Here is a 19,096-nt window from a genome sequence, read left to right on the forward strand (position 1 = left end):
CTTCTTTCATTGGATGTGGGTGGTTGCGCGTCGCACGGCGATCGTCCAGACCAGGATCGCCATGGCGAGGATGACGGCGATCATCGTCCGGGATGCGGTGGCCACCGGTTCCCCTATCAGCTGGAAGCATGCCAATGCCACGGCGGCGGGCAGCAGCATGCTGAGGATGAGTCCGGCGACGCGGACCGCCTCGCCTACGGCGGCGGCGCCGTAGAGCCGGCGGACGAGCATCGCCGGCCGCTCCCGAGCGAGGGTCACGGACAATGATTGGATGATCACGATGACGGTGAGCGCGAGGAAGGCGGACAGTCCAAGCAGGTACATCAGCGCGCGCACGATGAGGTCCCTGTCGCGTTGGGGCTGTTCCGTGTTCAGCCGGTGCGGCACGAGTATCAGGCCGGCGTCGCGGCTTCCCGCGATGAAACCGTCGAGCTGGGTCCGGGACGGGTCGAACATGACCGTTTTGGTCACCGCCTCTTCGAGTTCGATGTCGTTGAGCCGGTTCAGCGAGCTCGGGTCGAGTCGGATGACGATGGTCCGGTCCAGGTTGATGCCGGCGGTGTTCGGGTCGAATATGGCCGCCGAGGCCGGCAGCGTGCCGGATACCTTGACGTCGACGCCGGCGATATGCACGCTGTCGGGCGCCTGCGCCCGGTCCACCCGGTAGCCGACGGACGCGCAGGGCGCATGGGCGCACAAACCCAGCCGGGGGAACACGTCATCGACGTTGCCCATCAGGACGATGGCCGGTATGCCGTTGGCGAACCCGGGATCGTCGATCCCGATGTTGTTGACGATCGCGGCGTACCCCCTGCCCTGCTCCAGCATGTCCCGCAGGCCATCCGCCACTTTGGGGCTCGTCTTGCTCGGGGACTGCAGGAGGTATTGCGGGGAGAACGTGACCGCGTCGACGGCCCGCAGACGAGCCTCGCCGCCGATCACGCTGGACTCGGTCAGCACATCGCTGAGCGTCATCGTGAACACGCTGCCCGCAAAAACGACGAGGAGCGTGATGCCGAGGATCGACCCCCATCGCCTCAATCCCATGCGGACGCCGGTCATCAGTTCATGGATCATCGTTCCACCTCGTCATTCGATCGTATGCCGAGCCATTCAGCCAACGCCGTCACAAGCGCCGTCAGGACCGTGCCGCTGATAAAAGCTGCGGCGAACGCGGCCGCCGGGCCGATGCCGGTCCTGCCCGACACCACGGTGATGAGCACGGCGCTCAACGCGGTTCCCGCCAACACGCCGGCCACGATCGGGACAACGGCCTCACGCACCCGGCCCGCCCACACCTGCCTGCCAGTGGCGCCGAACAGCCGCCTGACATGCAGGTCCGCCTTCCTCGCCGTCTCCATCGTCATGACGCACACGCAGGCGCAGACCAACGCCAGTGCCAGAAACAGCAAGGTGATGCCCACGAAGGAGTCACCGGCGAGGGACGACCGCAACGACTGCTCCTGCGGCCGGGTCACGTCCATGCCGCAGCGCGCGAACAGGTCCGAGATCTCCCGGAGCCGCTGCGGGTCGCTCGTGTTCACATACACGCTGCCGGGAAACAGGGAGACCGCCCCCAACGGGAGCACATACTGCAGGTTGCCGCCGACGTTCACCCCCGGAACCCTGACGACACCGCCGACGGAAAACCCGGCGGGCAATAGCGGTGCATCCCCATGCTCACGCCATTGCCCGGCCGAGAACGACGACTCGATCACACAGGCCACGCGACTGTTCATGTTCCGGCATTCTTGCGGAAGCGCATCGGCCCATCCGATGGAGGACCCCGACGACTGGAACACGATCGCCGGCCAACCGTCCCCCACGGAACCCTCCACCAAGGAAATACCATGACCGGAAAGATACTCGGCCAGATCACGAGTCGCCTCAAGACTCTTCCCGTCGTCGTGCCCGGCATCCGCCGAGGCGGTCAACACCAGTTGCGTCTTCGCATCGGACATGCCCCATTGCGATCCACGCCAATCAAGAACGCTCCAATACACAGCCCACGCAAGAAACGAAGACAACACACCCAACAGCAACGACACCACGACAATGGAGACACGGAACCCATTCGGAGATGACCTACCCATACGACGCCCTCCAACTTTGTGCCGGGAACATGACAGCCGTCCTGACGATCGATACCGAAGCGACCGATCCGGCCAGCTCAATGCATTACATACCCCTGCGCATCGCACCCGCAACATCATGTCAAGCAAACGCATGACAGCGGTGCCGTTTCATACCGGGGAGCCGATGGCCGCCGGCGGTACAGTGGGTGTCATGGGACTTGGGAACAAACCGGACGCGGCGAACGCGATCCGCATCGGCGTGTTGGATAATGATCCGTTCGCATTGGATGCGATGTGCGCGATGATCGCGGCCATGACTCGGGATTTTCACGTCGTGTGGAGCACGGAGTCGCCGGCGGTGGCGATCGAACACTGCCACAACGCGCATACACGGCCGGACGTGCTCGTATTGGACATGGCGTTGGGTGGCATCACGGGCGCGGACGTGTGCCGGCGCATCCGGCGCAGGACGGGCGAGGTGGGCGTCATCTGCGTCACCTCGTATTCGACGGACGTCTACCGGGATGAGGCGATCAAAGCAGGCGCGCAGGGGCTGCTCGCCAAGGAACGACTCAAGACCGACATCGCCGACGCCGTGCGTCAGGCGGCTGCAGGGGAACCGACCGCCACGCAGGCCGAGGCGGGCTTCAGTGACGCGGCATCGGCGCATGCGCTGCTGTCCAGTACGGTGCCGGCGAAGATGTCCGAGGACATGAAAGACTCATTGTCGTCTCGTGAGAAGGACATCCTGCGCCTGTACGCGCAGCGCCTCACCACCGACGAGATCGCACAGCGGTTGGGCATTGCCAAGGGCAGCGTGTTCACGTACGTGCATCGCGCGGCCGACAAGCTCGGCGTGACCAGCCGCAAGGAGGTGCTGGAGGCATGCGCCAGATACGATCTGCTGTAAGTCGATTTATTGGACGGCTGGGCTCGGATAACAGCCATCCGGTCATCGCGGCGTCATGCGTGCTGCTGGCTGCGGCCCTCATCGCGGAATACATGACCCGGGCCGCGACGGATGCCGCCGCAACGGTGAACGTGCAGCATCTTGCACTGGTCCTGGTGACGCTCGTCGGTCTGCTCGGCAGCATGTTCCGCCCGCAATGGTTCCTGTGGGCGGCGCTCGTGGCCGGAGAGATACTCATGCTGGCGATGCCGATGATCACACCGCTTGCCGTCATCATCACCTGCACGGGATTCCTCGCCTATCTGGACACCTGGTCGGGCGCGATCGCCACCGGCATACTGCTCATCTCCACCACGTTCGGCGTCGAACCGAGCAGCGGCCGTCTTCTGGTGGCGACATTGCAGAATCTCGCGTTCTATTGCTTCCCGCTAGTGACCGGTCTGTTGCTGCACATGATGCGCCAGCGCGATCATGACTCGTATCTGCTGCGTCGCCAGCAGGAACGCGAGGACACGGCCCGCAATTTGCATGACACCATAAGCAACGACCTCGCCTATCTCATCCTGCGCATCGACCACACCGAGACCAGCGGCATGCCCGCCGGCGAACATGAATACCGTCGGCAACTTCGGGAACTGCGCGACGCGGCCGATCGCGCCATGACCCACACGCACGCAGTCATCGACTCACTGGAAACACAGCCAGAACAGCATTCGCCGCTGGAACCGTCGGAATCGCAAGACGGAACACCAGCACCAATTCCATCTGACGATCCCGTTACCGTACAACAGGCAGAGCTGCAATCCCTAATCGACGACGAGGAGACAAAACTCGAATCGCTCGGCTTCACCGGCGACAACCTGCTCGGCGAGTTCCATCATCCGCTCTCCCCCGGCATGATGCGACTGCTCACAGGATTGCTGACGGAACTCTACGCGAACATCGCCAAGCACGCCGACCCGGCCGAATGGTACGCCGTCTCCATCGGCTTCGACACTGAAGAACTCCACATCTCCGTCAGCGACACCACCTCCGAACATGACGGGAAACTTGGATCGGGCAGCGGCCTCAACCGTTACCGCACCATCATCGAAAAAGCCGGCGGCAGCTTCACCATCCGCACGGAACAGCGGCACTGGCAGCTGGATGCCGCCATCCCCAACAGGGCATGAACCATCGGCAGGTTCAGCAACTTGGGTTACAGAAGCATAATCACCAACGCAATAGCCGCCAAACCCGCAGCTACACCAATCCCTATCGCAAGGAGAGGCTTTTGTCGAGCATTGCTTTTCACAGCGGCAAGTAACGACATGACCAGTAGTAACACTCCGACGGCTCGGCAGAGCAGACTCAAGACGTCTCCCGGGATCGCAAACGCGAGAGCCTGCAATGCTATGGATGCGCACAGCAGGATAACGACCAATCGTCTGGCGTTGCCGTCTTGTACCGACGTGTTAGGAGTGGACTTTCCCATTGCGATCACTTCCCTTCGTTGGGACTCGGTTCTCTTGCGATTTCCATTCAATCAGGGAACGGCCGACAGCACAACATCATGTCAAGCGATCGCATGACAGGAATCTTCGTAGACATAGGCAGATTCCTTCTGCATGGTTTTAGACGTCCCTTTGCGTCTGGGCCGTGCATGCGGCGATGACCGCGATGATGACGTATGCCAATGCGATCAGCCCGCTCAGCGTCGGATTCATGCCGGGAGACTTGTCCAGTATGGCGGTGCCGGCGATAGAAGGCAGCCACTCGTGCAATGTCTGAGGGTTCGGCAGGTTCGCTGCGATGATGGGCAGCAGATAGTACAAGGCGATGTAGGCGATCGCGCCCTTGCCAGTCGAATTGAAGGCCACGCACAGTGAGGCGGCGACAAGCATGCGCCCTGTAAGTATCAGCGCCACGGGGAGGCAGAGGAGCAACGATACGGACAGCGGCGCGGGCCATGCCTGCGCCGGTACGACGGAGCCGAGGATGAGACGGGAAGCGCCGGTCGCGGCAAGCCCTCCGACTATAGATGCAAGGAAACCGGCGGCGACGATGGCGGTACACAGGATCAGGAACAGTCGCGTCCGTTTCGGTTCGCTCAGGAACAATGGCATGGCCGTGGCCGTGTTGATCAGGACGCGGACGGATAGCAGCGCCGCGATGATCGCCACGGGTTCGCTCATGGGCATGACCGCCCCGGCGATGCTTGGCCCCAATCCCGTGAGCGTGGCAAGGCCATCGAGTCTGGAATCGGAGGAGAACATGAGCCGGACGGAGGCGCTGGTCAATGCGGCGAACGCGGTGAACGCCACCGGCAGCCCGGCCCATGCCATGAGCGGCGCAGGGCGGCATACCACGTAACGCATGAGCAGTATCATGCGTCGCAAACACTGTCCGCACCCGTTCATGATGTGCCTTCCTTTTCCGACGACCGGCAAATCATGCCAATCATCACATCGCGCAGCGTCGGCTCGACGTGGTCGAGTCGAACCAGTGGAACGTCGTGTCTGGCCGAGACGGAGAACACGTCGGCCGCATCCATCCGTCGGGCCAAATACAGGCCATTCTCCAAGGAGCGAACGTCGGCTCCCATCGCGGTCAGATCATCCAGCACCAGGGCTTTTCCGGTTTCGTTCACATCGGGAGCGAACCGGAACACGGTTCCCGACTCGCCACCACCATTGGCAATGACCTGTTCGAGTGGACCGTAGGCCATCTGCCTGCCGTGCATGATGATCAGCACGTGAGTGGCCATGCGTTGCAGTTCGTCGATCTCATGGGCGGCCAGAATAACAGTCCTGCCGGCAGAGGCCCATCGTTGCAGCAAATCGTGCAGCCAGAGCCTGCCGGCGATGTCCAGTCCGTTGAACGGCTCGTCCAACACGATGATCGGCGCGTCGGCGAGCATCGCCCCGGCCACTCCCAACCGTTGGCGCATGCCCGTGGAATACCCCTTGATCCGGGCCTTCGGCCAGCGATCCAATCCGCAATCGTGCATCACGCGGCGCACACGACGACGCACGTCGGGCAATCCCATCATGCCGGCCATGAACGTCAGATACTCGCCGCCCGTCATCGACTCGTCACCCAGACGCCCACCCAGAAACACGCCCACATGCAATCCGGGCTGTTCCAGCAGCCGGTACGGGCGTTCCATAATCAACGCTCGGCCCTGACTGGGAGCGGACAGGCCGAGCACCATGCGCAGCGTGGTGGACTTGCCCGCACCATTCGACCCGGCCACCGCCAGCACCTGACCCGGCCAAGCCTCGAAATCGATCGGACCTACCGTCGGACCGGACGCATACCGTTTGACCAAACCACGGGCCTCGACCGCGGCGTTCATGAGAAAACCTCGTCGTGACGAACCGTCGGCTCCGAATCTTGCACATCCGCCTCGTCGTCGGCCATCCCATCGTCGTCAACGGTATCCGGTTCCGCCGGCTTCTCCTCCAAACGGACGACCCCCTTACGCTGGTCCATCACCTCATGCACCAGATAAACCACGAACGGCACATACAACAGACTGCACACCATCGTCACGATCATCCACGCGAACTGGCGACGAGCCCACTGCCGATACGCCGACACCAGCCAGGCCGCCGAACACGACCACTGGAACACCGTCACCTGCACGGCGGCGGGCGGCGCGGACGGCACTCCAGCCAACAGGTTCGAGAACACCTCCCGCGCATACCCGCCATACGAAGGCAACGCCACGACCTCCGCGACTCCCAGCCATGCGATCAGCACGCCGGCCAACACCAGATACCACCAATGCAACGTCGCCCGCCGGCCACTGGCGATACGCCACTTGACGCCCTCGAACCAGACTGAAAGCCTGACCGATATCGTGCGACCATCCATGACGAATCCCCTTCGACAACCTAATACATCGATCTATAGCATCGCCATGCCAGACGGGACAACATGCTGTCAAGCAATCGCATGACATCAATCCCAATCGCGGAACTTGCTCATGCGATATCCCCTTGTGCCGGCACATTACAGTTGGATGGTGCCGTCACAAGCGTTGGCGACGTGGTCGGAGTGGGTGGCGATGATGACGACGCCGCCGTGCTCGGCCATGTCGCGCAGGGTGTGGATGACCATGTCGGCGTTGTCGTGGTCGAGGGCGCCGGTGGGTTCGTCGGCGAGTATTATCGCTGGGTTTTTCACGATAAGACGTGCCAGCGCCACTCTTTGCTGCTCGCCTCCGGAAAGCTGGTAGACCGGCTCCTTTTCGCGGTCGGCCAGGCCGACTTGCCGCAGGGCTTGGGATATGGCGGTTCTCCTTGCTTGCGCCGAACGGTGAAGCAGGGCGACGTTCAGGTTCTCCTCGATGGTGGCGTTGTCGATGAGCGCGTAATCCTGGAACAGATAGCCGAGCGTCTTTTCCCGGAACAGGCGCGTGGCGCGGGAACGGTATCGGGTGATATCTCGCCCGTTGACCTCGATCACGCCATTGTCCGGTTTCTCCAGTAGTCCGATGCAGTTCAGCAGGGTGCTTTTCCCTGATCCCGATGGTCCGGTGAGGGCAATCATCTGTTTCGGACGGACCGAGAACGTGAGATCCTTCCACAGCAGGTGGCTGCCGAAGGATTTGGAGAGATCCCTGATGTCGAGCCGCGTTGTGGACGGCGTGTGATCGGATGGTGCGGTGGTCATCGGTTACTCCTCCCGGGTGTGGGCCTGGACGTTTCTGCGCACGTATATGGCGGTGGACAGCATGCAGACCGCGAAACTCGTCACGGCGATGAGCATGGCAAGGAGCGGCTGGTATCCGTCGAGCAGCGACGGATCGTTCTGGGCGTATGAGACTACGGTCCGCCCGGCGGCCCGAACGGCCTGCGCCGCGAACCATACGCACGGGGCGGCCATCAGCGCCGATTCGACCATGACCAGACTCAGATGGGTTCTCGTGAAGGACCATCCGTGAATGTAGCGGGCGAAGATGGTCTGGGCGCGTTCACGGACCCTGATCTGGGCGATGGCCACGGCCGAGGCGATAAGGACGATGACGGACATCGCGACGTTGTATACGTGGACGATCAGGTCCGACCTGAGCTGCGCGTAATGCGCTGCGGCGCTTTGCCCGGCATCGTTCACGGCGAAGATGAAGTCCTTCAAGCCGGCCTGTCGCGAGGAGACGAGCGCGTATCGTGTGCTTTCCAGCAGCGCGTCGCCCTGGCTGGCATACGCGGCGTAATCGTCGGCGGACAACAGTCCGCTATCATTGTCGGCCACGACGAGCAGCGCGTCGTCGAACAGGGCCGGGGTGTCGGGCAGGGCGGATCCGTAGCCGAACAGCTGCTGGCCCCTGTCGCCGCGCACGTAATCGATCTCGGGGACGGCGATGCCGCGGGCGGATGTCCGGGATTGCACCCAGCTGCCGATCGCATTCTCGTATGTTTTCGTGGTCGCCGCATCCGCGGCATACGGTATCACCACCGTGACACCGTCGCCGCCGGCCGTCATGCGATGCCCGTCATCGTCTTTGACCGTCTGGTGCCGCAAATAGTTGCCGTTGACCAGCAGCACCGTGCCTGATACCGTTTGCCCGTCGTCCGCCGGGGATGCCATGAACCGAAGATCGTCTTCATGGGCCAGGACCATCCGTCCTTCGTCCTCGGCCCGTTCCAGCCATTCACCGGTTTTGCGGCTGTATTCGTCCTGTTCCTCCGGCGACAAGTTCGGATTGAGATGCACCTGTGCAACCCCGCCAGCGTCCCGCCATGCCTCCTGGGCCTGATACTGGTTGTGCAGGTCGCCCAGGGCCGTGAAGAGAAGGGTCACCGCCCATATGGTGATGAACACGGCCGGCACGCGGACGCAATACACCATGATGGAAGGCAGCCTGCGGGGCAGCCGCCCCTTGACCGCGGACAGCAACGGTTCCGCGGATGCGATCGCGAAACCCACGCCATAGGCGGCCGCCATGACCACACATACGGCCAGGAAGATCACGGCCGACAGCATACCGAACAAACTCCACTGGGCCCCGTGGTTGTACGCCATCACCGGCCCACATACGACAGTGGCCACGACGCACATTCCCAGCAGGCAGGCGGCCGCATTGGCCTTGACATCCCGCCCCATCAACACCAGCGGACCCGCCCCGTGGAGCCTCTGTACGGCGTATCCCTTCGCGTTCATCAAGGAGAAACCGCCCGCGAGCGTCGCGCACAGCAGCAGCGCGACGACCAAACTCACCCCGACGGGCCTGCCGATGACCCATTGCGCATACGAGCCGAGGAAGCTCGTCTTGACCAGAACGCTGTACCCCTGATCTCGCAGTTCACGCTGCATGTCTACCGCCGACGTGGCCGACCCGTCGAACACGTAGTACGTGCCACGGGGATCGGAGCCGGCCAAGTCGCCCATCCGGCCGACCGTGGTCCGCATCGAGGTATTGAACGACGGATAACCATGATTGATCCATGACGCGGCCCCGCCAGCAGGATTGCCCACGGCGACATATACATGCCTGGCCCCGCCGGGGTCCTGCACATCGGCGACATTCTTGGCGATATTGACCCTGTTCGCCTGCGCCACCTCGGATATCACGTCGATCGTCTCCTCGCTCCTGACCCGAGGGGACGACCCAGACACCTGCACGGTGGCCCGCACCGCAAGAGGCGCCGACAAATCCAACGCATTCAGGATCAGAAACGATCCCAGGACCGCGACGAAAGCCGCAATCCACAACGCAAGACGAATGGAACCACTCCGCATAGCCCCTCCCCCTTTCTAGAAACGTTTGGATAAGATGAATCCCCTTCGACAATCATGTGATAAGTCGATATATAGCGCCGTCACGTAAGCCGGACAACATGCTGTCATGCAATCGCATGACAGCCGTATAGTCTCATCGTCCGTCAGTCTGCGTTTCTACGCTTGTGATCTTGCGGCATAACTGCCAGCGAAGGTTCTTTATCCGTCGCCAGTTCCGCGCGCCTCGTATCCGCGGGCCTGCTCGATGACGGTGCGCAGCATGCGGCCGCTGACGGTGATGTAGCTCTGCGTGGTGGCGAGGCTTTCATGGCCGAGCAGTTCCTTGATGGCCATGACGTTGCCGTTGGAGGTGATGTACGCGGCTGTGGCGAACCTGCGGCGCAGGGAGTGGGGTGGATACCCGGTGGCGTCCTTGACGAGGCGGTATACGGTGTCGCCGCAGATGTGGTCGCAGCCCTTCTCGCCGGGGAACAGCCAGCCCGGTCCGCGGCGGCGAATTTCCCGAGCGAGTTCGTCGCTTAGCGGCACGATGCGGTCCTTGGCTCCTTTGCCGTGGACGATCAGGCTCCAGCCGAGTTCGTCGTCGATCAGGTCGTCTCCGCGCACTTGGGCGATTTCGGCTCGGCGCAGGCCGGCGTCGGCGGCGAGCATGATGATCAGCCGGGTGCGCGGGTCGCTGCTGTCGCGGCCGATGAGGACTGCCTGTTCTGGCGCGGCTCGCTTCTTGCGTTGTTCGCGTTTGATGGTCGGCATGCCTTCCACGGGGTTGTCGAGGCGCTTCCCGTTGCGCTGCGCCCAGCCGTAGAATATGGAGAACATGCATCGGTCGCCGCGTTTGGCCGCATTGCCCAGTCCCTTGCGGCCGAGCCATTTTCGGATGTCGCTGGCCGTGACCTCGCCGGGATGCTTACCGGTGTGCCGGGCGAACGCGCCGATCTGGTAGCGGCGCAGGTTGATGGTGTTCTCGCTCAGGCTGCGCAGCCGCATGTCGGCGGACCATTCGTCGACCCAGTCGTTCCACGGTTCGGGCATCATGTTCTTCTTGCTCATGTTCTCTCGTCTTGCTTTCCGATACGCCGGCACGGCCAGGGAGAGACGTGCGGGTATCTGGTCGTCGCCGACGCTGCGGCGCGTGTGGTGATTCGTCCTTGAAGCGGGCCGGCCATTGCTGGCCATACTCTTCCCTTTCCGTCAAGCCCGAAGCACAAGACGGTAGCGTAGAACCGCATTTATGACAACGTTAACAGCCATTCCATCTGCACACCTGCACGGGAAGTTTAGACTACGTTTACCGTTCATTTACAATATCTGTAAATCTAATCGTTTAACGAAACGTTGGTCTCTCCAAGTCTCTTTCAATAACTTGGAGAGACCGCCTGTGCTTACGTTGTCATTCCGTCGCCGGCATCATTCTGCCACTGGTGGACACGACCTGCCCGACGTTCATGCCCTCGCCGTACTTCTTGACGGAGTTGACCACGGAACGCAGGTTGAGCGGGGTGACGGTCACGTACGCCTGCGTGGTGGCAAGACTTTCGTGGCCGAGCAGTTCCTGCACGGCGCGGATGTCGCCGCCGGAGCTGATGTACGCGGCGGTCGCGAATCGGTGGCGCAGCGTGTGCGGAGAGCAGCCGGTCGCGCTCTGTATCCTGCGGTACACGGTGTCGCCGCACACCGGCCCCTTGCCGCTGGCGTGCGGGAACAGCCAGCCCTTGGGCGAGGCGAGGATCGCGTCGGCCAGCTCGTCGGTCAGCGGTACGATCCTGTCCTTCGCGCCCTTGCCGTGCACGATCAGGCTGCGCCCGGACAGGTCCTCGGTCACGTCCTCGCGGCGCACGATCGCGATCTCCGCGCGGCGCAGACCGGCCTCGGCGGCGAGCATGACCATGAGCCGGGTCTGCCGGTCGGCGTCATGCAGCCCCTGGCCGACGGCGGTCTCCGGGGCCGGCACCTTGTGACGGGTCTCGCGCTTGATGGGCGGCAGGTCTTCGGCGGGATTGTCGGCGCGCAGGCCGGCCTTCTTGGCCCAGCCGAAGAAGTTGCGCACCGCGTTCATCGTCGAGCGGCGGGCCGCGTTCGACGGCGGGCGCACGATGTACGACTTGAGATCCGCCTGGACGATCTGCCACGGCGGCTTGTTCGTCAGCCTGGCAAGATCGGTGATCTTGTACCAGTAGTATCCGATGCTCCGCTCGCTCAGATTGCGGAAGCGCATATCCGCGACCCACTGGTCGAGCCACGGTATCCAACTGTCCGGCGGCTGCCGGCGATCTTTGAACTCCATGATCGCGTTCTCCCTTTTGCGACCCCGGCAAACCGCGCCGGACGCGGGGAACGACACCATGCCGGACCGCCCCGAGAAGGCGCCGCGGCGGCCCCTCGTCCAATCCGCTTAAATAAAAGCTTAAAAGGACGGGCGTGTCGCCTACGGCCGTATGGGCTTTCAAGGGACCGGTCAGTCCCGCTGAAACCCCAACGGTTCCAAGTGCTGTACACTGGTCTCACAACATAAGAAAGCCCCTATCGAATGACCGGAATCCGATTCGTTTAATTCGTGGGTTGTGGGTTCGAATCCCACGGGGGGCACGATACAGGCCTTTGGAATCTCAATGATTCCAAAGGCCTTTCTCGTCCTGGCACCGTCCGTCCGAGGCGGCACCATGCGGCATCAACGCAGATGCGGGATCCGGCTGCGCCCATAAACGGCTCCGGACGAATGGACCAAAACGAATCGGCGCAGCCGCAGCCGTTATCGCTCCTCGCCGTCGACGGCGGGGAGCCAGGCGGCGTAGCCTTCTTCGGCCATGCGCGAGCGCGGGACGAACCGCAGCGCGGCGGAGTTCATGCAATAGCGCAGGCCGCCGCGGTCGGCCGGGCCGTCGGTGAATACGTGGCCGAGATGGAGCTGCGTTTCGGCGGTGCGCACCTCGATACGATCGCGCCCCGGGATGCGATGGTCCTCGTGCTCGGTCAGCGAGTCCGCATCGATCGGCTTGCTGAACGCGGGCCAGCCGCAGCCGGAATCAAACTTGTCACGCGACGAGAACAACGGCTTGCCACTGACGATGTCCACGTAGATACCCGGCTCGAATTCGTGATCATATTCGTTCACAAACGGTCGTTCGGTGGCGGCAAGCTGAGTGACCGCAAACTGTTCGAGCGTCAGATCCCAGATTTTCTCGACGTATTTTTGCCGGTTCTTCACATTCGCGATCGCAGCGATCGGAATGTGACAGTAACCGCCGGGATTGTTGATCAGATAGTCCTGATGACGATCCTCAGCTGGATAGAAGTTGCGCAGCGGCTCGATCAGCACGGCCGGACGCTGCGGCTGACGGTCGACCAGCTGTTCAAGCGCGGCGATATATACCGCACGCTGCGAGTCGTCCGTGTAGAACATGCCGGTGCGGTACTGGCGACCGCGGTCCTCACCCTGCCGATCGACGGAGAACGGGTCGATGATCTCGAGGAACAGCAGCGACAACGTGCGCAGGGTAACTCGCTCAGGATCAAAAACAACTTTGACGGTTTCGGCCGCATCAGTATCGCCTGAGCACACTTGCTCATAGGTGGGCGATTCCGTTCGCGACTGAGCATAACCGACCGTTGTGTCGATCACGCCATCCACATTCTGGAAGTACCGTTCCAATCCCCAGAAACATCCGCCTGCAAAATATGCCGTCTGCGTATTGCTCTCGCTCATGCGGCTTACGTTACCCCACGCTCCGTATCGCCGCGCGGCAGAAACCGCTCGCCGAGCACACGTTCAGTGAGCGGTTTTCACCACGAAAAGACAATGTGATTTATCTGACAATGACGAGTTCCAGCCGACCGGACAGCCGCCGTCTGCATGCGACACACTTACTGCCGACACGATTCCAACCACTACATCTAGTGCCGACACGCTCGACACGCCACAAGAACTAGTGGTTACGAAGGAAACATCGAGTTGTACTATTGGTCAACTGTCACCGACCGCGTAACGAACCACAGGGGTACACGGGACTCACTCGATACGAAATGGAGGCAACCATGACCGTCACCGTCTTCACCAAGCCGCGCTGCCCGCAGTGCGATGCCACCAAGCGCCAGCTCACCAAGCTCGGCATCCCGTTCGAGACCGTCGACCTGTCCGAAAACCCCTCCACGCTCGAGCAGTTGCAGCGTGCGGGCTTCAAGCAGGCCCCGGTCGTGATCGCCCCGGATCATTCCTGGACCGGATATCGCCCGGATCTGATCCGAACGCTGGCGAAGTCGATCGCCGCCCAGTCCGTCGCCGAGCATGACATCATTTCGGCGTCGACCGCCGATCAGCGCGTGCTGGCCGCATAGCCGGCCGCAAGCGAAACATACAGCCCGTCATCGTCGCGTCATACCCCGCCGATCGCGAACACCGGATACACGGCAACGCATCCCCGTCCCGCGCCACCAGCCCGCCATCCGTCGCACGACGCAATCATCAATAACTGATCACCAATCACCGAGTGATCACATATCATCCCGACGATCACGCTCCGCACACCAATTCGGCACGATCATCACCGACCCATCAACTCATCACATGAGCAGCACAGCATCATCACAGAGCAATCAACTTCGATCAGATGAACGCCATGCCGGCGCGGTCGTCTACTTCTCCTCCGCATCCGAGAACACCACCCGGTTCGTGGAAAGCTGCCGGTTCGACGAACTGGACATCGCGACCTACCGCATCCCACTGCGCCCCGGTGACGAGCCACTCGCCGTACGCCAGCCGTACGTGCTGATCGTGCCGACCTACGGCGGAGGGGTCGTCGCGAAGGCAGTACCGCCGCAGGTCAAACGGTTCCTCAACGATCCGGACAACCGTGCATGGATCCGCGGCGTGATCGCCTCCGGCAACACGAACTTCGGCGAAGCGTACGGCGCGGCAGGCCGCATCGTCTCCGCGAAATGCAAGGTGCCGCTGCTGTTCACATTCGAGCTCATGGGAACCCCCGAGGACGTGCGCAAGACGCGAGACGGACTCTCCCGGTTCTTCTCGACCCTCGGCGAGCTCGGCTAGCCGGATCCGCGTCCGTTTCCCGCTGAGAGGTACGCGTCCTAGTGAAAAACGGACGCAAACGCGTCATCCGGCGTCCGGTTTCCGCCAGGAACCGCCCATCCTTGAAGCAAACGGACGCAAACACATCGCCGAACGTCCGTTTCCGGCGAGAAGGCACACAATCCTAACGAAAACCGGACGCCGTCATCAGCCGCCAGACACCGAACGCCCGCCGACAACCAAGACCGCCGTCTCCGCCCCCATCCATCCCATCCACGACCCACGAAAGATCATCCATGACCACCTACGACCCGTCCACCGACTACCACGCGCTCAACGCGATGCTCAACCTGTACGACGAGCACCACCGCATCCAGTTCGACAAGGACAAGGAAGCCGAACGCGCGTACGTCGCCAGCGAGATCGAGCCGAACACACGCCGCTTCGACTCCACGGCCGAGCGTCTCGCCTACCTGATCGATAACCAGTACTACGAGGCCCGCGTCTTCGAGCAGTACTCCCCCGAGTTCCTCGACACGTTCTACACCCGCGCGGCCGCGAGCAACTACGAGTTCGAAACGTTCCTCGGCGCGTTCAAGTTCTTCCGTTCCTACGCGCTCAAATCGTTCGACGGCAAGCAGTACCTCGAGGACTTCCCGCAGCGCTGCGCCGCGGTCGCGCTCGCGCTGGCCGCCGGCGACGAGCACGCAGCAATCAGCTACCTCGACGAGATGATCGCCGGCCGCTTCCAGCCGGCCACCCCGACGTTCCTCAACCTCGGCAAGGCGCAGCGCGGCGAGCCGGTCAGCTGCTTCCTCGTGCGCATCGAAGACAACATGGAGTCGATCTCGCGCGGCATCAACGCGGCCCTGCAGCTGTCGAAGCGCGGCGGCGGCGTGGCCCTGCTGCTGAGCAACCTGCGCGAGCTCGGCGCACCGATCAAGCACATCGAAAACCAGTCGAGCGGCGTCGTGCCGGTCATGAAACTGCTCGAGGACTCGTTCTCGTACGCGAACCAGCTCGGCGCGCGCCAGGGCGCGGGCGCGGTCTACCTGAGCGCGCACCACCCCGACATCATGCGATTCCTCGACACCAAGCGCGAGAACGCGGACGAGAAGATCCGCATCAAGTCGCTCGCGCTCGGCGTGGTCGTGCCCGACATCACGTTCGAGCTCGCCAAGCAGAAGGCACAGATGGCGCTGTTCAGCCCGTACGACGTCGAACGCGTGTACGGCAAGCCATTCGCCGACGTGCCGATCAGCGAGAACTACGAGAAGATGGTCGCGGACGATCGCATCAAGAAGACCTACATCGACGCGCGCAAGTTCTTCACAACCCTCGCCGAGCTGCAGTTCGAGTCCGGCTACCCATACATCGTGTTCGAGGACACCGTCAACCGCGCCAACCCGATCGACGGCCGCGTGACCATGTCGAACCTGTGCTCCGAAATCCTGCAGGTGCAGGAGCCGAGTGCCTACAACGAGGACCTCACCTACGCGCACGTCGGCCGCGACATCTCCTGCAACCTCGGCTCGCTCAACATCGCCAAGGCGATGGACGGCGGCCTCGCGGGCACGGTCGAAACGGCGATCCGCGCGCTCACGTCCGTCGCCGAGCAGACCAGCATCAACGCGGTGCCGTCGATCCGCCGCGCCAACGAGGAGGGCCACGCGATCGGCCTCGGCCAGATGAACCTGCACGGCTTCCTCGCGCGCGAAGGCATCCAGTACGGTTCCGACGAGGCGCTCGACTTCACCGACATGTACTTCATGACCGTCGCCTACCATGCCTACCGCGCGTCGCACGACCTCGCGGTGAGCCGCGGCCGCGCGTTCGTCGGCTTCGAGCGTTCCGCGTACGCGAAGCCGGCCGGTCAGGGCAACTATTTCGACAAGTATACCGATGGACGTCGCTCGCTAGAGCCGCGCACCGCCCGCGTGCGCGACCTGTTCGCGAAGTACGGCGTCGCGATCCCGACCGTCGCCGACTGGGAGGCGCTGCGCGACGCGATCCTCGCCGACGGCATCTACAACCAGAACCTGCAGGCCGTGCCGCCGACCGGATCGATCTCGTACATCAACCACAGCACGTCGTCGATCCACCCGATCGTCTCCAAGATCGAGATCCGCAAGGAAGGCAAGATCGGCCGCATGTACTACCCCGCGCCGTACATGACGAACGAGAACCTCGAGTATTTCAAGGACGCGTACGAGATCGGCTGGAAGGCGATCGTCGACACGTACGCGGAGGCGACGCAGCACGTCGACCAAGGCCTCTCGCTCACGCTGTTCTTCCCCGACACGGCCACCACGCGCGACGTGAACAAGGCGCAGATCTACGCGTGGCGCAAGGGCATCAAGACCTTGTACTACATCCGCATCCGCCAGCAGGCCCTTGAAGGCACCGAGGTCCAGGGCTGCGTCTCCTGCATGCTCTGATGGTGCGTTATCCGCGTTGCTCCTCGGTCGCGGTACTGAGTACCGCTTCCCTCGGTGCGCCTTGATACCGCACGCATCAGAGCGCACACGCCCAATCATGATCATCATCGGAAACAAGAATGACAAAGGAATCCAAACATGGCACCGATTTCCGTTCCGCGCAAACCGCTTAAGCTCATCGACCGCGTTTCCGCGATCAACTGGAACAAGCTCGAGGACGAGAAGGACCTCGAGGTCTGGGATCGTCTCACCGGCAACTTCTGGCTGCCCGAGAAAATCCCCGTCTCCAACGACATCCCCAGCTGGCAGTCGATGAGCGAGGAGGAGCACACGCTCACCATGCGCGTGTTCACCGGGCTCACGCTGCTCGACACGATCCAGGGCACGGTCGGCGCGGTTTCGCTGATTCCGGACGCTCTCACCCCGCACGAGGAGGCCGTGTACACGAACATCGCGTTCATGGAGTCCGTGCACGCGAAGTCGTATTCGAGCATCTTCTCGACGCTGTGCTCGAGCAAGCAAATCGACGCGGCGTTCGCGTGGAGCGAGGAGAACGAGTACCTGCAGAAAAAGGCGCAGATCGTGCTCGACTACTACGAGGGCGATAGCCCGCTCAAGCGCAAGGTCGCCTCGACGCTGCTCGAGTCGTTCCTGTTCTACTCGGGCTTCTACCTGCCGATGTACTTCTCGAGCCATGCGAAGCTCACGAACACGGCCGATGTGATCCGCTTGATCATCCGCGACGAGGCCGTGCACGGCTACTACATCGGCTACAAGTACCAGCGCGGGCTGGAGCTGGTGGGCGACGCGAAGCGCGAGGAGCTGCGCGAGTACACGTACGACCTGCTCAACGAGCTGTACGACAACGAGGTGGAGTACACCGAGTCACTGTACGACGGGGTGGGCCTGACGGAGGACGTGGAGAAGTTCCTGCGCTACAACGGCAACAAGGCGCTCATGAACCTCGGCTATCCGGCGCTGTTCCCGGCGGAGATCTGCGATGTGAATCCGGCGATCATCGCGTCGCTGTCGCCGAACGCGGACGAGAACCACGACTTCTTCTCCGGTTCCGGCTCGTCGTATGTGATGGGCAAGGCCGAGGAAACGGACGACGAGGATTGGGATTTCTAGTCGTTTCAGGCTCGCAGGGATTCTCCTGCGAGCTTTTTCTGCGGACTCTACGGCATAGGTATGGCTAGAGGCGGTCTTGCAGCCAACGGTACACCGACATGCTGCATACCAGTCAGCGCACGATAAGCACGCTGTTGCGCTGGTCGTAGGTGCAATGCTCGTCGAGCGGGACGCCGTCGAGATCGTCGGTCGCGTATTGCCGGGCGCAGGCAAGACGCGTGCCCGGGTCGACGGCATCGCGGCCGACGACCCGTAAACGGCCGTTGCTCACCTGCATGATCGTCCAGCATACGTCGGCCTCGCCGCCGACCCACTCCAACACGGTGAACACCCGCGTGAGATCGGCCGGAAACACGATCATCGATACCCTAAAATCCGGCTCCCCGAGTTCGAGATCGCTGTTGTCGTGCGGCTTGCGAACCAAGCGGAACGGGAAATCCTCGCCGGTACACACACCCAACGCGGCGCGTGGCAACAAGGCCGACGCGGAACGCCACGCCGCATACCATGCCACAGCCAACGCGATGCAACCGATCGCAGCACCTCCGTATTCCCACAGCACGATGTCGCCGAGGAACGACGCAACCGCAGCGGTGTGCGACGACCATAGATAGGCGCCGCAAGACAGTCCGATCGTCATCACCACGAGCAATGGCCCGAACGTTCGCCATAATCTCCGGCGGATCAGCCTGCGCACGAGCTGGCGGCTCCCTTGCCATTCCCCGAGCGCGGCTGTGGCCCGCGACTCCCGATGCACGACAGCGTTTCCCATGCTTTTACTATAGGCACGGAT

At 62.5% G+C, this 19,096-nt stretch carries 17 protein-coding genes; 6 read left to right on the top strand and 11 right to left on the bottom strand.

Annotated features, from left to right (window positions below):
* Positions 1-6 precede the first annotated feature (6 nt).
* Positions 7-1,077 (bottom strand): hypothetical protein, encoded by a 1,071-nt coding sequence (locus KIH76_RS07430; RefSeq protein WP_219070053.1) that lies wholly within the window; start codon positions 1,075-1,077, stop codon positions 7-9.
* Complete coding sequence (locus tag KIH76_RS07435; RefSeq protein WP_169171427.1) at positions 1,074-1,961, bottom strand: ABC transporter permease; 888 nt, start codon at positions 1,959-1,961, stop codon at positions 1,074-1,076. The genes KIH76_RS07430 and KIH76_RS07435 overlap by 4 nt, the downstream gene beginning before the upstream one ends.
* Before the next feature lie 325 nt (positions 1,962-2,286).
* Between KIH76_RS07435 and KIH76_RS07440 the strand changes: the two genes are divergently transcribed.
* Both KIH76_RS07440 and KIH76_RS07445 read left to right on the top strand, forming a co-directional pair.
* Positions 2,287-2,985 carry a response regulator gene (locus tag KIH76_RS07440; protein ID WP_169171522.1) on the top strand — a complete coding sequence of 233 codons (699 nt, stop codon included), beginning with the start codon at positions 2,287-2,289 and terminating at the stop codon, positions 2,983-2,985.
* Positions 2,961-4,157 (top strand): histidine kinase, encoded by a 1,197-nt coding sequence (locus tag KIH76_RS07445; protein WP_236036893.1) that lies wholly within the window; start codon positions 2,961-2,963, stop codon positions 4,155-4,157. Before KIH76_RS07440 ends, KIH76_RS07445 begins: the two co-directional genes overlap by 25 nt.
* Before the next feature lie 441 nt (positions 4,158-4,598).
* On the opposite strand, the gene KIH76_RS07450 is transcribed toward KIH76_RS07445, so the two are convergent.
* The 8 genes from KIH76_RS07450 to msrA all read right to left on the bottom strand — a co-directional run bounded on the left by KIH76_RS07450 (position 4,599) and on the right by msrA (position 13,414).
* On the bottom strand, positions 4,599-5,384 hold the full coding sequence (locus tag KIH76_RS07450; protein WP_169171428.1) for a hypothetical protein: 786 nt from the start codon (positions 5,382-5,384) through the stop codon (positions 4,599-4,601).
* The gene (locus tag KIH76_RS07455) at positions 5,381-6,322 is read right to left on the bottom strand and encodes an ABC transporter ATP-binding protein (protein ID WP_169171429.1); all 942 of its coding nucleotides are present in this window, start codon (positions 6,320-6,322) and stop codon (positions 5,381-5,383) included. Before KIH76_RS07455 ends, KIH76_RS07450 begins: the two co-directional genes overlap by 4 nt.
* Positions 6,319-6,843, bottom strand: coding sequence for a hypothetical protein (locus tag KIH76_RS07460; RefSeq protein WP_236036894.1), 525 nt, complete (start codon positions 6,841-6,843; stop codon positions 6,319-6,321). Before KIH76_RS07460 ends, KIH76_RS07455 begins: the two co-directional genes overlap by 4 nt.
* Before the next feature lie 138 nt (positions 6,844-6,981).
* Positions 6,982-7,644, bottom strand: coding sequence for an ATP-binding cassette domain-containing protein (locus tag KIH76_RS07465; RefSeq protein ID WP_169171430.1), 663 nt, complete (start codon positions 7,642-7,644; stop codon positions 6,982-6,984).
* Between the two features lie 3 nt (positions 7,645-7,647).
* Positions 7,648-9,711: a hypothetical protein gene (locus KIH76_RS07470; protein WP_169171431.1), complete on the bottom strand. Its 2,064-nt coding sequence runs from the start codon at positions 9,709-9,711 to the stop codon at positions 7,648-7,650.
* Positions 9,712-9,909: 198 nt separating this feature from the next.
* Complete coding sequence (locus KIH76_RS07475; protein WP_219070055.1) at positions 9,910-10,761, bottom strand: tyrosine-type recombinase/integrase; 852 nt, start codon at positions 10,759-10,761, stop codon at positions 9,910-9,912.
* Between the two features lie 340 nt (positions 10,762-11,101).
* Positions 11,102-11,995, bottom strand: a complete 894-nt coding sequence (locus KIH76_RS07480; RefSeq protein ID WP_169171433.1) for a tyrosine-type recombinase/integrase — start codon at positions 11,993-11,995, stop codon at positions 11,102-11,104.
* Positions 11,996-12,460: 465 nt separating this feature from the next.
* The gene (msrA, locus tag KIH76_RS07485; protein ID WP_219070057.1) at positions 12,461-13,414 is read right to left on the bottom strand and encodes a peptide-methionine (S)-S-oxide reductase MsrA; all 954 of its coding nucleotides are present in this window, start codon (positions 13,412-13,414) and stop codon (positions 12,461-12,463) included.
* Between the two features lie 329 nt (positions 13,415-13,743).
* Here msrA and KIH76_RS07490 point away from each other — a divergent pair, with 329 nt between their 5' ends.
* The 4 genes from KIH76_RS07490 to nrdF all read left to right on the top strand — a co-directional run bounded on the left by KIH76_RS07490 (position 13,744) and on the right by nrdF (position 18,303).
* Positions 13,744-14,043: a glutaredoxin family protein gene (locus KIH76_RS07490; RefSeq protein ID WP_219070059.1), complete on the top strand. Its 300-nt coding sequence runs from the start codon at positions 13,744-13,746 to the stop codon at positions 14,041-14,043.
* Between the two features lie 229 nt (positions 14,044-14,272).
* On the top strand, positions 14,273-14,755 hold the full coding sequence (gene nrdI / locus KIH76_RS07495) for a class Ib ribonucleoside-diphosphate reductase assembly flavoprotein NrdI (protein WP_214373580.1): 483 nt from the start codon (positions 14,273-14,275) through the stop codon (positions 14,753-14,755).
* Positions 14,756-15,030: 275 nt separating this feature from the next.
* Positions 15,031-17,172, top strand: a complete 2,142-nt coding sequence (gene nrdE / locus KIH76_RS07500) for a class 1b ribonucleoside-diphosphate reductase subunit alpha (protein ID WP_219070061.1) — start codon at positions 15,031-15,033, stop codon at positions 17,170-17,172.
* 138 nt (positions 17,173-17,310) lie between these two features.
* On the top strand, positions 17,311-18,303 hold the full coding sequence (nrdF, locus tag KIH76_RS07505) for a class 1b ribonucleoside-diphosphate reductase subunit beta (protein ID WP_219070063.1): 993 nt from the start codon (positions 17,311-17,313) through the stop codon (positions 18,301-18,303).
* A gap of 112 nt (positions 18,304-18,415) precedes the next feature.
* Here nrdF and KIH76_RS07510 read toward each other — a convergent pair whose 3' ends face one another.
* Positions 18,416-19,075 (bottom strand): hypothetical protein, encoded by a 660-nt coding sequence (locus tag KIH76_RS07510; protein ID WP_219070065.1) that lies wholly within the window; start codon positions 19,073-19,075, stop codon positions 18,416-18,418.
* Positions 19,076-19,096: the final 21 nt, after the last annotated feature.

The sequence above is a fragment of the Bifidobacterium simiiventris genome, from assembly GCF_019331715.1.
GTDB lineage: Bacteria > Actinomycetota > Actinomycetes > Actinomycetales > Bifidobacteriaceae > Bifidobacterium > Bifidobacterium simiiventris.

Bases quoted from the DNA above. Each gene is read 5' to 3' on its own strand.
- KIH76_RS07430 (WP_219070053.1), bottom strand. From the start codon at position 1,077: ATGATCCATGAACTGATGACCGGCGTCCGCATGGGATTGAGGCGATGG.
- KIH76_RS07435 (WP_169171427.1), bottom strand. From the start codon at position 1,961: ATGTCCGATGCGAAGACGCAACTGGTGTTGACCGCCTCGGCGGATGCC.
- KIH76_RS07440 (WP_169171522.1), top strand. From the start codon at position 2,287: ATGGGACTTGGGAACAAACCGGACGCGGCGAACGCGATCCGCATCGGC.
- KIH76_RS07445 (WP_236036893.1), top strand. From the start codon at position 2,961: ATGCGCCAGATACGATCTGCTGTAAGTCGATTTATTGGACGGCTGGGC.
- KIH76_RS07450 (WP_169171428.1), bottom strand. From the start codon at position 5,384: ATGAACGGGTGCGGACAGTGTTTGCGACGCATGATACTGCTCATGCGT.
- KIH76_RS07455 (WP_169171429.1), bottom strand. From the start codon at position 6,322: ATGAACGCCGCGGTCGAGGCCCGTGGTTTGGTCAAACGGTATGCGTCC.
- KIH76_RS07460 (WP_236036894.1), bottom strand. From the start codon at position 6,843: ATGGATGGTCGCACGATATCGGTCAGGCTTTCAGTCTGGTTCGAGGGC.
- KIH76_RS07465 (WP_169171430.1), bottom strand. From the start codon at position 7,644: ATGACCACCGCACCATCCGATCACACGCCGTCCACAACGCGGCTCGAC.
- KIH76_RS07470 (WP_169171431.1), bottom strand. From the start codon at position 9,711: ATGCGGAGTGGTTCCATTCGTCTTGCGTTGTGGATTGCGGCTTTCGTC.
- KIH76_RS07475 (WP_219070055.1), bottom strand. From the start codon at position 10,761: ATGAGCAAGAAGAACATGATGCCCGAACCGTGGAACGACTGGGTCGAC.
- KIH76_RS07480 (WP_169171433.1), bottom strand. From the start codon at position 11,995: ATGGAGTTCAAAGATCGCCGGCAGCCGCCGGACAGTTGGATACCGTGG.
- msrA (WP_219070057.1), bottom strand. From the start codon at position 13,414: ATGAGCGAGAGCAATACGCAGACGGCATATTTTGCAGGCGGATGTTTC.
- KIH76_RS07490 (WP_219070059.1), top strand. From the start codon at position 13,744: ATGACCGTCACCGTCTTCACCAAGCCGCGCTGCCCGCAGTGCGATGCC.
- nrdI (WP_214373580.1), top strand. From the start codon at position 14,273: ATGAGCAGCACAGCATCATCACAGAGCAATCAACTTCGATCAGATGAA.
- nrdE (WP_219070061.1), top strand. From the start codon at position 15,031: ATGACCACCTACGACCCGTCCACCGACTACCACGCGCTCAACGCGATG.
- nrdF (WP_219070063.1), top strand. From the start codon at position 17,311: ATGGCACCGATTTCCGTTCCGCGCAAACCGCTTAAGCTCATCGACCGC.
- KIH76_RS07510 (WP_219070065.1), bottom strand. From the start codon at position 19,075: ATGGGAAACGCTGTCGTGCATCGGGAGTCGCGGGCCACAGCCGCGCTC.